Annotated in this window: 12 protein-coding genes; 10 read left to right on the top strand and 2 right to left on the bottom strand. The window is 60.1% G+C overall.

The window, feature by feature from the left end:
• Nucleotides 1-42: 42 nt before the first annotated feature.
• On the bottom strand, nt 43-828 hold the full coding sequence (locus LB555_RS21205; RefSeq protein ID WP_140663254.1) for a DUF1499 domain-containing protein: 786 nt from the start codon (nt 826-828) through the stop codon (nt 43-45).
• Nucleotides 829-895: 67 nt separating this feature from the next.
• Nucleotides 896-2524 carry a fatty-acid--CoA ligase gene (locus LB555_RS21200; RefSeq protein WP_015318744.1) on the bottom strand — a complete coding sequence of 543 codons (1629 nt, stop codon included), beginning with the start codon at nt 2522-2524 and terminating at the stop codon, nt 896-898.
• A 538-nt stretch (nt 2525-3062) separates the two neighbouring features.
• Here LB555_RS21200 and LB555_RS21195 point away from each other — a divergent pair.
• From LB555_RS21195 to LB555_RS21150, 10 genes are all read left to right on the top strand, one after another.
• Nucleotides 3063-4340, top strand: coding sequence for a sugar transferase (locus LB555_RS21195; RefSeq protein ID WP_224526043.1), 1278 nt, complete (start codon nt 3063-3065; stop codon nt 4338-4340).
• A 40-nt stretch (nt 4341-4380) separates the two neighbouring features.
• Nucleotides 4381-5655, top strand: coding sequence for a nucleotide sugar dehydrogenase (locus LB555_RS21190; RefSeq protein WP_140793441.1), 1275 nt, complete (start codon nt 4381-4383; stop codon nt 5653-5655).
• On the top strand, nt 5655-6680 hold the full coding sequence (locus tag LB555_RS21185) for an NAD-dependent epimerase (RefSeq protein ID WP_224683670.1): 1026 nt from the start codon (nt 5655-5657) through the stop codon (nt 6678-6680). Before LB555_RS21190 ends, LB555_RS21185 begins: the two co-directional genes overlap by 1 nt.
• Nucleotides 6681-6763: 83 nt before the next feature.
• A complete protein-coding gene (locus LB555_RS21180; protein WP_224683669.1) occupies nt 6764-7459 on the top strand; it encodes a class I SAM-dependent methyltransferase in 696 nt (231 codons plus the stop codon).
• Nucleotides 7460-7580: 121 nt separating this feature from the next.
• A complete protein-coding gene (locus LB555_RS21175) occupies nt 7581-8741 on the top strand; it encodes a glycosyltransferase (protein WP_224683668.1) in 1161 nt (386 codons plus the stop codon).
• Nucleotides 8632-9873 (top strand): glycosyltransferase, encoded by a 1242-nt coding sequence (locus LB555_RS21170; protein WP_224683667.1) that lies wholly within the window; start codon nt 8632-8634, stop codon nt 9871-9873. The genes LB555_RS21175 and LB555_RS21170 overlap by 110 nt, the downstream gene beginning before the upstream one ends.
• 73 nt (nt 9874-9946) lie before the next feature.
• Nucleotides 9947-10759 carry a class I SAM-dependent methyltransferase gene (locus tag LB555_RS21165; protein ID WP_140663246.1) on the top strand — a complete coding sequence of 271 codons (813 nt, stop codon included), beginning with the start codon at nt 9947-9949 and terminating at the stop codon, nt 10757-10759.
• A gap of 129 nt (nt 10760-10888) precedes the next feature.
• The gene (locus LB555_RS21160) at nt 10889-12133 is read left to right on the top strand and encodes a hypothetical protein (RefSeq protein ID WP_224683666.1); all 1245 of its coding nucleotides are present in this window, start codon (nt 10889-10891) and stop codon (nt 12131-12133) included.
• Complete coding sequence (locus LB555_RS21155) at nt 12057-13472, top strand: lipopolysaccharide biosynthesis protein (RefSeq protein ID WP_318013028.1); 1416 nt, start codon at nt 12057-12059, stop codon at nt 13470-13472. Before LB555_RS21160 ends, LB555_RS21155 begins: the two co-directional genes overlap by 77 nt.
• Nucleotides 13473-13648: 176 nt before the next feature.
• On the top strand, nt 13649-14599 hold the full coding sequence (locus LB555_RS21150) for a glycosyltransferase family 4 protein (RefSeq protein WP_224683665.1): 951 nt from the start codon (nt 13649-13651) through the stop codon (nt 14597-14599).
• Nucleotides 14600-14622: the final 23 nt, after the last annotated feature.

The raw sequence follows: 14622 nt of genomic DNA, 5'->3' as shown, positions 1-14622 counted from the left end.
TCACTAATCATCGTCGCGGCGCGCGATTTGCTCGAAAAATGGCTATTGTGCCGGCGCCGCGCCGATCTGGCCGGCGACTTCCTGATCGAGCTCCGTGAGGAATTCAGTGATGCGCGCGGCATTGTCGCCAAGGTCATGGCGGCCGTAACGCGAGGCGGAGCGCATGTCGACGATGACCGTGTCGCCGTCATCCGTGACGCGAATGGCGACGTCGGCGGGAAGGCCAAGAACGAAACTCGAGGCGACGGCGGTGATTGTCACCTCCGTCTGTCCGGCGAGTTCGGGATAAGGCTCCGAAAGGTCCCAGCCGCGCCGGTCGAGCACGGTTTCAACGGCATTGACGACGGTCTCGAACGGCAGGTCGTAGCTGCGTGCGGTGACCAATGGATAGCTGTCCGTCTGCAACGTCTGCTCACCCGGCGTCGACGGGGACACTGCGTTCATGTCCTTGGTCCGGTCGCTGACATCGAGCGCGGGCGGTTCATCGAAATCGGTCGAAATGTCCCGCAGTGGCGGATAGATCGTCGCCCAGTAGGCGGCAACGCCGTAGGGGGTGAGCACCAGCAGCGCCAGCAAGGCGCCGACGGTGAGATCACGGCCACCACGGTCACCGAAATTCCACAGCCTCGCAAAGGCCAGGCCGGCAAACAGCAGCGCCAGCGCCGCCAGCAGGGCAGCAATGCCCAGCACCCACAGGAAGACCGGTGTTTGGACGAGGCCGAAGCGATGGCCGACAAAGTTCGTCAGCAAAAGCACCGCTGAAAAGGCGCCCGTGCGCCGCGACCAGCCGGCAGCCTTCGACGTTTGCCGTTCGGGAATGCTAACCATTATTCTCTGCGCTGCCCCAACCCGGATGGAGGTTTAGTGCCTTTTTGCGGAAACACGCAACATCCTCTCAATCCGTCGGCAAGCGATAGTCCCTGAACTGCTGACGCAGGGTGATCTTCTGGATCTTGCCTGTGGCGGTATGCGGTATCTCACCGACGAAAGCGACGTCGTCCGGCATCCACCATTTGGCCACCTTGCCATCCATGAAATCGAGAATCCCGGCCTTGGTCGGTTCCTTGCCCGGCTTGGCAACGACGACCAGCAGAGGCCGCTCGCCCCATTTCGAATGCTTGACGCCGATGGCCGCGGCTTCCGCCACATCGGGATGGCCAACGGCCAGATTCTCCAGGTCGATGGTCGAAATCCATTCGCCGCCGGACTTGATGACGTCCTTGGCACGGTCGGTGATCTGCATGTAGCCGCCGGCATCGATATGGGCGACGTCTCCAGTGTCGAACCAGCCGTCCACGTCGAACTGCTCCGCGCCCGCACCGCCATAATAGGCGCGGGCGACGGCCGGCCCGCGCACCTTCAGCCGGCCGAACGTTTTGCCGTCCCAGGGCTGCGGATTGTTCTCGTCGTCGGTCACCTTCATTTCGACGCCGAAAGGCGGGTAACCCTGCTTGCTCTGGACGTCGAGCCGAGCCTCGCCTTCGAGGCCGGCATAGTCCGGCTTCAAGGTGCACAGCGTGCCGAGCGGCGACATTTCGGTCATGCCCCAGGCATGGATGACCTGGACACCGTAATCGTCCTGGAATTTCGTCATGATCGCGCGCGGGCACGACGAGCCGCCGATCACGACCTTGCCGAGATGGGGAAGCGTCTTGCCAGTCTCCTCCAGATATTGCAGCAGCATCATCCACACGGTCGGCACGGCGGCGCTGAACGTCACCTTTTCCTGATCGAGCAATTCATAGATCGAGGCGCCGTCCATCTTGCAGCCTGGCATGACCAGCTTGGCGCCGATCATCGGGCCGCTCTGGCCAAGACCCCAGGCATTGGCGTGGAACATCGGCACCACCGGCAGAATCGTGTCGCGCGACGACAGGCCCATGGCGTCGGGCATGGCCGCGATCATGGCGTGCAGCACGTTCGAGCGATGACTGTAGACGACCCCCTTGGGATCGCCCGTCGTGCCCGACGTGTAGCACATGCCGGCGGCGGTGCCTTCGTCGAAGCTCCTCCAGGCGAAATCGCCATCGACCTCTCCGAGCCACTCCTCATAGGCGACGGCGTTGGGCAGGGTCGTTTGCGGCATGTGCGCCTTGTCGGTGAGCACGATCACTTTCTTCAGCGATTTGACGGCACCCGCGATCTTCTCGAGCAACGGGATGAAGGTGAGGTCGACGAAGACGGCCTTGTCCTCGGCGTGGTTCATGATCCAGACGATCTGTTCGGGAAACAGGCGCGGATTGAGGGTGTGGTAGATAGCACCGATGCCCATGATGCCGTACCAGGCCTCGATGTGGCGGGCGGTGTTCCAGGCCAGCGTCGCGATGCGGTCGCCCAAGGCAAAACCGTCGCGCTCCAGGCGCTGGGCGACCTTGAGGGAACGGCGATGAAGGTCGGCATAGGTGGTGCGCACGATCGGCCCCTCGATCGAACGCGACACGATCTCCCGCGCACCATGCTGCCGCTCGGCGTTGTCGATCAGCTTGTGGCACAGCAGCGGCCATTCCTGCATCAGTCCCAGCATACCGGGTTCCTCCATCACGCTTTTCACGGTGCGCTTTTGATCGCATTGTGAAGCGAACCGGGGAATTGTCCAGCGTCCACAAGCGCAGCGGGCGAAAGTCGGAGTTCGAACCTGTATCGGCAAACGGTTGAATCCGGACGGCTTTTTGATTTCGCTTGGCTGCATCGGGCCCGGACCGGCCATCGATGGCGATCTGGCCAGGCGGTTGGCCGATTTGGCATGGGCGCTTGGTCGGCACCAAAGACATCAGCTCTATATATCGGCTGAGGGTTCGGCAGGTTTCTCAAGGATTGGAGAATAAGCCGGGACATTAGCCGCGGCTTTTAAATTGCAATGCAGCAATGCTGCCGATCAGAACTTCTGCCAACTATTCCCGCTAAATAGATGCTTGCTGGTGAGGTCGCACTGGCGTAGCTCTTGATCTTCGACTGAGTCGAATCGCCAATGGTGAGGGGTCCGGTTCGCTTTGCGAAGGAACGGCCTGTCAAGTGTAGTGGCGATTGCCGACACGGGCACCTTTCGGGGGAAGGGGAAGAAGTTGAATGTCGCAACATCAACGATTGTCGGAAGCCGGCACTTCCTGTTCAGAATTCGTTTTCAACTCATCGGCGGACTGACATTCGCGATCATCGCGCCAGCACTGATCCGGATAGCATCCTATCCGGACGCGATCTATTCGGCCAATCTGCAGATAACGGTCGCGGCTGCCATCATTGCGCATGTTACCGGCTTTCTTGCCTATCGCCGCATTGGCAATTTTCCGGGCGTGGCCGCGGCCAGCTATATCCTGCCGACATTCGTCCTGTCCTACGGTCTTGTTTTCTTGACGATTTTCTTTTTCCGCTTCGAGTATAGCCGGTTTCAGGCCGCCGCCAGCTTCACGCAGTCCACGCTCTGGTATTTCGGCCTGAGCCTCATGACCCGGCGTCTTGAGCCGTACCGGCTGGCCGTCATTCCCGGCGGCAATGTCGAGCGCCTCAGGGCCCTGCCGGGCGTGCACTGGTTCTGGCTCAAGTCGCCCGGCACCGTTATCGAAAGAGTTAACGGCGTTGTTGTCGATTTGCGTGCGGACCTCGGCGCCGAATGGGAGCGCTACATCGCCGACCGGGCGCTGTCGGGCACGCCCGTCTATCACGTCAAGCAGGTCAGCGAATCGTTGACCGGTCGTGTCGAGATCGAACATCTGTCGGAGAACACGCTCGGCTCGCTCAATCCGAACCAGGCTTATCTCAAGATCAAGCAGGCCATCGACTGGACCTCCGCGCTTGTCCTTGTCGTGGTTCTTTGTCCCGTTCTGCTGCTGGTCGCCCTATCGATCCGGCTGGACTCGGAAGGCCCCGTGCTGTTTCGCCAACCCCGCATGGGCTACCGGGGCAGGATCTGCACCGTCTACAAATTTCGTTCGATGAGGCAGCAGACCGGCTCCGGCAGCGACAAGGACAAGGCGATCACCAAACGGGATGACGATCGCATCACGCGGGTCGGGAGCTTCCTGCGCAAGTTCAGGATCGACGAGCTGCCGCAGGCCATCAACATCCTGCGCGGTGAGATGAGCTGGATCGGGCCACGGCCGGAAGCTGTCGTGCTGTCGCAATGGTATGAGGCGGAATTGCCGTTCTACCGGTACCGGCACATCGTCAGGCCGGGCGTGAGCGGGTGGGCACAAGTAAATCAGGGCCATGTCGCGGCGGTCGGCGATGTCATGGAAAAATTGCACTATGATTTTTACTACATAAAGAACTTCTCACCTTGGTTGGACGTGCTGATCGTTCTCAGGACCATAAAAACGATGTTCACCGGTTTTGGTGCGCGATAGCCAAATCAGGGCCTGAATCCGATCGCACGTGCAGGAAGCAATGGATCTCGCCTCAAGGAAAATAGCTGTCATCGGACTTGGCTATGTCGGTCTGCCGCTGGCTGTGGCCTTCGGGGCGACCAGGGATGTGATCGGCTTCGACATCAACCCGTCGCGCGTGGAGGCACTGAAGCGCGGCGAGGACCATACGTTAGAAGCCAGCGAGGAGGAAATCGCCGCCGCCAGAGGGCTGAAGTTCACCAGCGAGAAAGCCGATCTGCACGACTGCGGAATTTTCATCGTTACCGTGCCCACGCCGATCGACCGGGCCAACAGGCCGGACCTGAAGCCTCTCGTCATGGCGTCGACGACGGTCGGCGAGGTCATATCCCCGGGCGCGGTGGTGATCTTTGAATCCACCGTCTATCCCGGCTGCACGCAGGAAGTCTGCGCACCGCTGATCGAGAAACATTCCGGGCTGCGTTACAACAGCGATTTCTTCCTCGGCTACAGTCCAGAGCGCATCAACCCCGGCGATCGCGAGCACCGGCTGCAGACGATCGTCAAGGTCACCAGCGGTTCCACGCCAGAGGCGGCGGAGGCCATCGACGCGCTCTATGCCTCGATCGTGCCGGCGGGTACGCATCGTGCCTCCAGCATTGCCGTGGCCGAGGCCGCCAAGATCATCGAGAACACGCAGCGCGACTTGAACATCGCCCTGATGAACGAGCTGTCGCTGATCTTCGGCAAGCTGGGCATCGACACGTCGGAGGTGCTGGAGGCGGCCGGCACCAAATGGAATTTCCTGCGCTTCACGCCGGGCCTCGTCGGCGGGCACTGCATCGGCGTCGATCCTTATTATCTCACCCACAAGGCCCAGGAACTCGGCTATCATCCCGAGGTGATTCTCGCTGGCCGCCGCATCAATGACGGCATGGGTCAGCATGCGGCGGACCAGACGGCCCGCCTGATGATGCGCAAGGGCATACCTGTCGTTGGCAGCCGGATTCTGGTCATGGGTGCGGCCTTCAAGGAAAACTGTCCGGACTTGAGGAATTCCAAGGTCGTCGACGTCGTCGCGCAACTGAGGCAGTACAATGCCGGCATCGATATCTGGGACCCTTGGGTCGACGCGCAGGAATGCGCACGCGCTTTCGGCACGGCGAGCGTGAAGGAGATGCCCGCCGCGCGCTATGACGGCGTCATCGTCGCTGTCGGACACGCGCAGTTCCGCAGCTTGGGCGTTGCGGGGCTGAAGTCGCTTTGCAAGGACCCCAGTGTAATCTACGACATCAAGGGGCTGTTCCCTAGGGACGTTACGGACGGGCGCTTCTGATGAAGGTATTGGTCACCGGCGCTGCCGGCTTCATAGGCTATCATGTCGCCAGGCGGCTCCTGGAGCGCGGTGACGAGGTTGTCGGCATCGACAGCATCAACGATTACTACGACCCGCAAATCAAGCAGGCGCGGCTGCGGCTGCTGGACGAGGCGAGCCGCAAGACCAATGCCGGCTATCATTTCATCCACGGCGATCTCGCCGACAGGGGCGTGGTCGACGGCTGCTTTGCCGACCATGCCTTCGACCGGGTGATCCATCTCGCCGCCCAGGCCGGCGTGCGCTACAGCCTGGAAAACCCGCGCGCCTATGTCGAGAGCAACATCATCGCCTACACCAACGTGCTCGAGGCCTGCCGCGGCAGCCGTGTCGGGCACCTGACCTATGCCAGCACCTCGAGCGTCTACGGTGCCAACACCGACATGCCGTTTTCCGAGCATCGGCCGGCCGACCATCCGCTGCAGTTCTACGCCGCCACCAAGCGTGCCAACGAACTGATGGCGCACAGCTACAGCCACCTGTTTGGCCTGCCGACCACGGGGCTACGCTTCTTCACTGTGTACGGTCCCTGGGGCCGCCCTGACATGGCGCTGTTCCTGTTCACCAGGAGCATCCTGGCCGGTGAGCCGATCAAGCTGTTCAACAACGGCAACCACACGCGCGACTTCACCTATGTCGAGGACATCGCCGAGGGCGTGATCCGTGCCAGCGACAGCCCCGCCGCGGCCAACCCGACCTGGGATTCCGGCCGTCCGGACCCGGCGACCAGCAGCGCGCCCTGGCGCATCTTCAACATCGGCAACAACAATCCGGTGAAGCTGACCGCCTATGTCGAGGCGCTGGAAAACGCGCTCGGCCGCAAGGCGGTGATCGAGTTGCTGCCGCTGCAGGCCGGCGACGTGCCCGACACCTTCGCCGACACTTCGGCGCTGCAGGCGGCGGTCGGCTATCGCCCCCGCACCTCCGTCACCGAGGGGGTGGGGCGGTTCGTCGAGTGGTACCAGGATTATTTTGGGCGGGGATAGTGCGAACCGATAAGGAGGCAGTGTCGTTGCTGAGGGGGTTTGTACGCGCGAACGTGGCGGTCTCTGAATATCTTGACAGGGCCTTGCCGCCACGCCTTCGCGCGGACGGTAATAGCACGTTTGCGACCGAAATCGCGCCGGCGCTGCTGTCTCCGGACACATTGGTCTACGATCTGGGTGGAGGCGCAAGACCGCTCGTCAGCCTGCCGCAGAAGCGGTGCCTCGGGCTCGTCGTGGTCGGGCTTGATCTCGCTGCCGAGGAACTGTTCAAGGCCCCCGATGGACTCTATGACGAGCAGATCGAGGCGGACCTTACCGTGTTCAAGGGAAGGCAGGACGCTGATCTGGTCATATGCCAGGCGACCCTGGAACATGTTCGCGACGGAGAGGGCGCGCTTCGCGGCATCGCCAGTTGCGTCAAGCCGGGCGGTTTGGTTGCCATTTTCTCGCCGTCACGCAATGCCGTTTTCGCCAGGTTGAACCTGATTTTGCCAGAGAGGATCAAGCGGCGGCTGCTGTTTGCCATCTATCCCGACAAAGGCAGGGGTCATGACGGATTTCCGGCTTTCTATGACAAATGCCTGCCAAGCGAAGTGGAAAGGATCGCGGCGCAAAATGGGCTGGAGCTTGTCCAGCGGCGCCTGTTCTGGAGAAGTTCATACTTCTATTCCTTCGTGCCGGCTTTCCTAGCCTGGCGCCTCTGGCTTGGCATCGCCGCTCTCTTGCTCGGCAAGGATGCGGCGGAGACCTATGCCTATGTCTTTCGGCGAAAACAGTGATCCGTCGAAGATATTCTCCGCCGGTCCTGGCCCGTTTCCGGTTGCGCCTGCTTTCCAACGGGAGAGCTAGAGCCGAACGAGGCGGTATGGCGGCGACCGGGCTTCGAACCGGATGAAGCGAATGAGGAAAGATAGAAAGTCGCCGGGCGGTCCGGATGCCCGGATCGCCGTCTTCATCCCCTCGCTGCGGGCAGGTGGCACCGAGCGCGCGATGCTTACCCTGGCCCGGGAATTCGATCGGCGTGGGCTGGTGACGGATCTCGTACTTGGGTGTGCGATAGGTGAATATCTTCCCCTGGTTCCCGACACGATAAGGATAGTGGATCTGCAGGCGTCTCGCATGCTGCTTTCCCTGTCCGGCCTTATTCGCTACGTCAAGGCGGAGCAGCCGCGGGTGATGCTGGCGGCGCTGCCTCACGCGAACATCCTGGCAATAGTGTCGTCCTTCCTGTCACGGCAAGGGGTGCGTACGGTCATATCCGAGAGAAGCAACCTGTCCAGGACCCTTGCGGATACGAAACTGATCCGTGAGAGATTTCTGCCGTTCCTCATGCGAATGACATACGGTTATGCTGACAGGATAATAGCCGTCTCACATGGCGTTGCGGACGATCTGATCAGGCGCATCGGGCTCGACCCGAATTCTGTCGAAGTGATCCACAACCCGTTGGATATAGAACACATTCAGGCACAGGCCAGCGCGCCCATCGATCATCCGTTCGCGGACGAGGACGGCAGGTCCCTGCTGGTCGCCGTCGGTCGCCTCGATTTCGCAAAGGACCATGCCACTCTGATTAGCAGCTTTTCACAGGTCGTAAGGAAACGACCCGTCAAACTGGCGATTGTGGGGGAAGGGCCGCTGCGCGCGTCGCTGCAGACGATGATCGATGAACTCGAGTTGCGTTCCTCGGTCGCCCTGGTCGGCTTTTCGAAAAATCCGTATCCGTGGATGCACCGCGCCGCGCTGTTTCTCCATTCGTCGCGAAGGGAGGGCTTTCCCAATACGATTATCGAAGCCATGGCCTGCGGAGCCAGGGTGGTGAGCACAAATTGCGAAAGCGGCCCAGCGGAAATCCTGGAGGACGGCAAGTGGGGGCGGCTTGTCGCGGTGGGCGACGTGCAAGCCTTCGCGGCCGCGATATTGGCCGGCCTCGATGACATCAGCCCACCCGATGTCAGACGTCGAGCCCAGGATTTCAGTGTCGAAAAAGTGGCTGACGCGTATCTGCTCGCGATGGGTATGGGCCTGGCGAGCGCCACCCGAAAGGAGCTCCCGGATTAAAGTCCTGCATGTCATCACCGGGCTGCACAATGGCGGTGCTGAGGCGGCTTTGTTCCGTCTCTGCATGGCCGAGCACACTCATTCGCACGCCGTGGTCTCGCTTTCTGACGAAGGAAAATATGGCCCGCTGCTTCGGGAAGCGGGGGTGCCCCTGACCTGTCTGTCGATGCCGAAGGGAAGGCTAAGCCTCGGCGGGCTGGCGGCATTTCGGCGTGTCTTGTCAGCCCATCCGCCTGATATCGTCCAGTGCTGGATGTACCACGCAAATCTGGTTGGAGGCGTCCTGTCTCGGCTTGCGGGTATCCGGCTGGTGGTTTGGGGAATGCACAATTCCGGTCTGGATCCGCTTGTCGCCCCCTTGGCCACGCGGACGGCGGACCGGGCCTGCGCGCTCATATCCCGGGTGGTCCCGACCCAGATCGTGAGCTGTTCGCAACAGGCATCACGGCGCCATATCAGCGCGGGTTACTCGGCTTCGAACTGGACGATAATTCCGAACGGTTATGATCTGGCTGTCTTCGAGCCGGATGAGAGGGCGCGCAGTCGGCTGCGCCGGGCCTGGTCGATAGAGGAAGGCCAATTCGTCATCGGAAGCGTCGCCCGCTGGCATCCCGACAAGGATCACAGGAATCTCGCCGCTGCCTTGGCCAAGCTGTCGGCGCGCGCCGAGTTCCCTTTCAAATGTATTCTCGCCGGCCCCGGAATCTCTCCTGAAAATACCGACCTTGCCGGACTGCTGGACCGTTACGGCGTTCGCGACAAGGTGATGCTGCTTGGTCCGAGCGACGGTGTTGCCGCTCTCATGAGTGCGTTCGACATCCATGTCCTTGCCTCGAGGCGCGAGGCATTCCCTAACGTTGTCGCCGAAGCCATGGCGTGCGGTACGCCTTGCGTAGCGACGGATGTCGGCGATATCGGCATGATTGTCGGCAACACCGGATGTGTTGTTCCGAGCCAGGATCCCGACGCGCTTTCTCGCGCCATTACAAACATGGCTCTGGAAAACCGTGACTCGCCATCCTGGGAGACAAGACAGCAGGCATGCCGCAACCGCGTCGCGTCCGATTTTTCAGTTGAGCGGATGGCAAGGGCATACAGCGCGCTATGGGAAAGATTGTCTGCCAAGGGCTAGCGCACGGAAACGACCAGGAACAGACAATTATATGTTAAGCTCGCGAGTCATCAGGCAGACGGTGGGGATTGTCATGTTGGAAACCGACAAGCTGTTCGCGGGCTCAATTCCGGAAAACTACGACCGCTACATGGTGCCTTTGATCTTTGAGCCGTTCGCTGCGGATATCGCGCGGCGAGCAGCGGCCCTATCGCCCGGCGCGGTCCTGGAAATCGCCGCGGGCACCGGGGTCGTCACCCGCGCATTGGCGCCAAGACTGTCGCCCGACGCAAGCTATGTCGTGACCGACCTAAACCAGCCGATGCTCGACTACGCTGCTTCGCGACAAACTCCTGATAGCCGCATCGAGTGGCGCCAAGCGGATGCGATGGCGCTGCCATTTGAAGATGCGGCCTTCGATCTTGTCTGTTGTCAGTTCGGTGCGATGTTCTTTCCGAACCGCACGTCTGCTTATCGCGAAGCCAGGCGGGTCCTGAAGCCCGGCGGACGGTTTTTGTTCAATGTATGGGATCGCATCGAGGAGAATGTGTTCGCCGATGACGTGACCAACGCTCTGGCACGGATCTTTCCCGACGATCCCCCGCGCTTCCTGGCACGCACGCCGCACGGCTATCACGACAAGGTGCTGATCCGTCGCGACCTAGAGGATGCAGGCTTCTCTCGAGTGGTGATCGAGACGAGAGCCGAACAGAGCCGCGCATCCTCGCCACGCCTTCCGGCCGTTGCCTACTGTCAAGGCACTGTTCTTCGCACCGAAATCGAGGCCAGGGAAGCTGGAAAACTGGACGCTGCAACCGATTACGCGGCATCCGCCATCGCAGACCGACACGGCAGCGGTGAAGTCGCCGCCAAAATTCAGGCCCATGTAATCATGGCCGAGGTCTAGGTGTCGGCAGGCCCGTTCCGCACGACATGTCGCCCGCCGTACCGCACTCGGATGGCATTCGGAGGGCCGCAGACACCAGCCGGATTTGTGAGCCGCCGGGCGTGAGGATATTGGGAGCTAGGCAATAGGGTGAAGGCGCGGGACGTCAGAAGAGATTACCTGGTTTCACCCTTTGCGCTTACGCCGCAAATGCTTTTGCTTATATCGAGCCTACTTTATTTTGTTCCATTTCTTGCCGGCGGCTTTCAGTACGTTGACGTTGGCGGAAGGAAGTATGATTTTACATATGATTTGGGCACGGGGTATGCCATCGCCGTTTCCATGGTTTGCATCGCCGCGGCGATGGTTGGCTTCGTTCCGAGACGCCAGAGTTTCGAAATTGAGGGAGATAGCCAAGGAGAGTCGTTGATAATAATCGCGATGGTCATTATTTTCGGCGGAATTTCGATTGCGAACCCGGCACTTTTCTCCGCGTCTAAGGCGGATGTTTTATCGTCAACTGGTCGGTTTCAGTATATATTTTACAACGCCTGTATCATCGGCGTGGTCTTTGGGGCTCTGGCCGGGTGGAGGAAATCCAAGCTTGTTATGGCCCTGAGCTGCCTAGGATTAATTTTAACGCTCTATATTGGGCATAGATCCTCGGTTGCGATAACTATCCTATCTTTACTGTATCTAAGATACAGGAATGTTCCGTTGATGATGATAAGAAAACGGTATGTCATCGGCGGATTTTCAGCGTTCTTTTTTCTGGCAGTGTACAAGTCTGTCTACTCCGCGGTGAAGGCGGGGAATTTCGAGCTTGTCGGCCAAAAAATAAAATTCGACCAGTTGTCAGATTCCACCCTTGTCGGGTTGGAGCAGTTCATGACATTGGCTCATTTGGACCTTATCGTAAAATATAACTACACCTTGCCTTGTTCCAATCTCTGGTTGGTGCCACTTTCTTTCATTCCATTTTCGGATGCGGTCTTCGGCAAGGATGGCTGTACTTACAACGAGCAGGTCCAGCCGCTGCTTTTTCCGGGCTACAGTGGCGGTGTGGCGGCAAATATCTGGGCGGAGTTCTATGCAAATTTCGGATACGCCGGATTTCCGCTGCTCGTCATTATTCTTTCCCTGGTCTGTGTCGCCATCGAAGCAATAATCCGCAACGTGCGCAGCGCGACGCTCAAGTCTGGTCTGATCGTGGCGATCATCCACCTCACATTCTACATCCAGCGCAAGGAACTGCTCGGCGCGTTCATCTCCGCCAAGCGGGTCATCCTTGTGTCGCTTTTCATATTCGGGCTGGTGTATGTCCATCGAAAGTGCTTCCCGCAAGCGCCTGCGATGGAAGCGGGAGTGCGGGGCCTGCGCCGGGACCATGGCTGAGCACATGACGGCGATAGCCAAACCTTCTGGATGGATACGCGCGCGCAGGGTCGCTCGGGACGTCACCATGACCACATCCTCAAGTGGAGTGGCGGCTTTGTGTTCCGTCATCGCGTTGGCGCTCAATGCACGCTCGCTCGGCCCCGGAGATTTTGGCACCCTCGCCGTAATCCAGGCCTATGTCACGTTCATCTCCGGCCTCGCTACGTTTGAGAGTTGGCAGCCTGTCATCAGGCTGTCCGCCAGGTCCCGCTCGCGCCTTGGCCGGGCAGCTTCATGCGGGATCGCGCTCGACGTTTCGGCGGCCGTTGTCGCCACTGCGGTGGCGGTTGGTGGGGTCCTGCTGTTTGGGGAGTCGATCGGCGTATCCCACCAGGATCGGCTTCTGGCGCTGATCTATAGTCTCACCTTGCTGGCCAGCCTCGCGGGCACCCCCAAAGGCGTGCTTCGCCTGAATGGGCGGTACGACGTCATTGCCGGCAATCAACTCGCCCAGGGGGCTGCCGTGGTTGTTGCCTCGCTCGTCCTTTGGGCCATCGAAGCGCCTCTGATCGCCTATGTGGCTGTGTTGGCGGCGATCGGTGCGCTCTACAATCTGGCGCTGTTCGTCCGGCTGCTTGTCTATGCCCGACGCGAGAACATCAAACTATTCAATCCGCTTCGTTCCCGTTCCAGGCGGCGTTTCTTTTGGACATTCCTTGTCATGGCCACCGGGACCAGTGTGCTGTCGACCCTGGTGAGTGCTAGACGACATGTAGCCTTGTTCCTTGTCGCCGGTCTTTTAGGAGATGTTGCCGCCGGCGCCTATTCCGTGGCGTCGCGTCTGGCGACGATGATGTCCCGGCTGACTGGGCCCTTGAACCAGGTGATCTTTCCCGAACTCGCGAGACTGTCCAACGAAGAATCTCCGTCCCGCCTAAACAGGCTGAACGCCCGCATCACGATGGTCTCGGCATGTGTCGCCGCGGGCATGGCGGCGGGCGGTGTCGTGCTGCAAAAATTCATCGTGGTTCTGGCCGCCGGTTCGGCCTATGCCGATGCCTCGCTGCTTTTCGCTATCTTGTTCGCGGCCGAGTGTCTCGGCCTGGCCGGAATGCATTTCAATCCTTTGATCCAGGTTCTGGCCGGAACAAAACCGCTTCTCAAGATCATGGCGTCGGCATTCATCGTCTACCTGCCGCTTTCGTTCGTCCTGTCGGGCTGGATCGGAATTCCGGGTATCGCCTGGGCCGGTCTGATCGCATCGGCGCTGGTCTACACGGCAATGATGGTGGTTTCGCAATTATTGCTGAAAAAGCAGATCCGAATCACGGAAAATATCCCAGGTCTGACAGCTTGAGATACTTGTTTTGCCTACCAAGATACCACACCAATGTTGTGCCTTGGGTGCGCATACTGACCTCGGCCGGGCATCATGTTGCAATCGACGTCGTCGAAACAGGGGCAACGGAGAATTACACACTTGTTTCTCCCAATGTAGTGGCACCATCGGCGCTGTCACGAAGAGTTATGCACATGGGTCCGAGCGATATCCCAAACTCACCCTTTTCCTTTCCCGGTCTTGTTTCCTACTGGAGACATCTTCGGGTCGAGAATCCCGATGTGGTGATCGTGCGCGGCGTGACGCGATGGTTCTGCAGGGTCGCCGCGTTGTGTGCGATTTTGCAAGGCCGCAAGCTGGTTATCTACGATCAGGAGGATGTCAGGCCTCAGGCATGGAGCGGCACATGGATCCGCAGAGCTGTCTTTCGGCAACTCGGGATTGCGCACTTCACGTCACGGCTCCCGTCGAATCCTGGCTCCGTCGGTGCGGGAGGCGCCATGCCCCTGCCATTCGGAAATCCCTTCGAGCCGATCCGGATCGGAGCGCTGCGAGGCAGGCCGTTGCATTCGCCGCCCCGAATCCTGATGGTGGCAAAATACCGGGAGCGAAAGGGGCACAGTTTGCTTCTGAGGGCACTGGCGGTGATCTCGGCGTCCACACCATTCTCCATAACGTTGTGCGGCGAGGAGGCGACGCATTCCGACGCGGCTTTTTGTGAGGCCTTGCGGCAAGAGGCCCAAGCGCTTGGACTGGCGGACAGACTTCGGTTTCAAAACAACATAGCTCATGACAGGATGATCTCGATCTATGCCAGCCATGATCTCTTGATATTGCCCTCGCGTACGGAACCTGCCGCGGTATCTCCCGTCGAGGCCGCCTGGGCGGGATGTGCCGTATTGATGTCGCGCGACAGCGGCACGAGGCATTACCTCCCTGCGGGGTCCGGGTTCGACTTTGACCCAGACGACCCGCAAGACATCGCTCGCGCGGTTGCCGGGCTTATTGCCCGGCCCGAGGACCTGCGGCTTGCAAGGGATGCATGTTTCATGCGCATTTCTTCAGTTGCCGATGATGACGTGATCTTGCGGTTGTTCGAGACTTTTGGGACTGGAACCGTGCGGACGCGCGCGTCGATGAGCTGAAGGACATCCGGAGGGGCGGGGAG

It is taken from the genome of Mesorhizobium sp. BR-1-1-10 (assembly GCF_020165595.1).
GTDB classification, from domain to species: Bacteria; Pseudomonadota; Alphaproteobacteria; order Rhizobiales; family Rhizobiaceae; genus Mesorhizobium; species Mesorhizobium australicum.
Note: the sequence above shows the minus strand (reverse complement) of the source record. Positions and strands in the feature narration are given on the sequence as shown.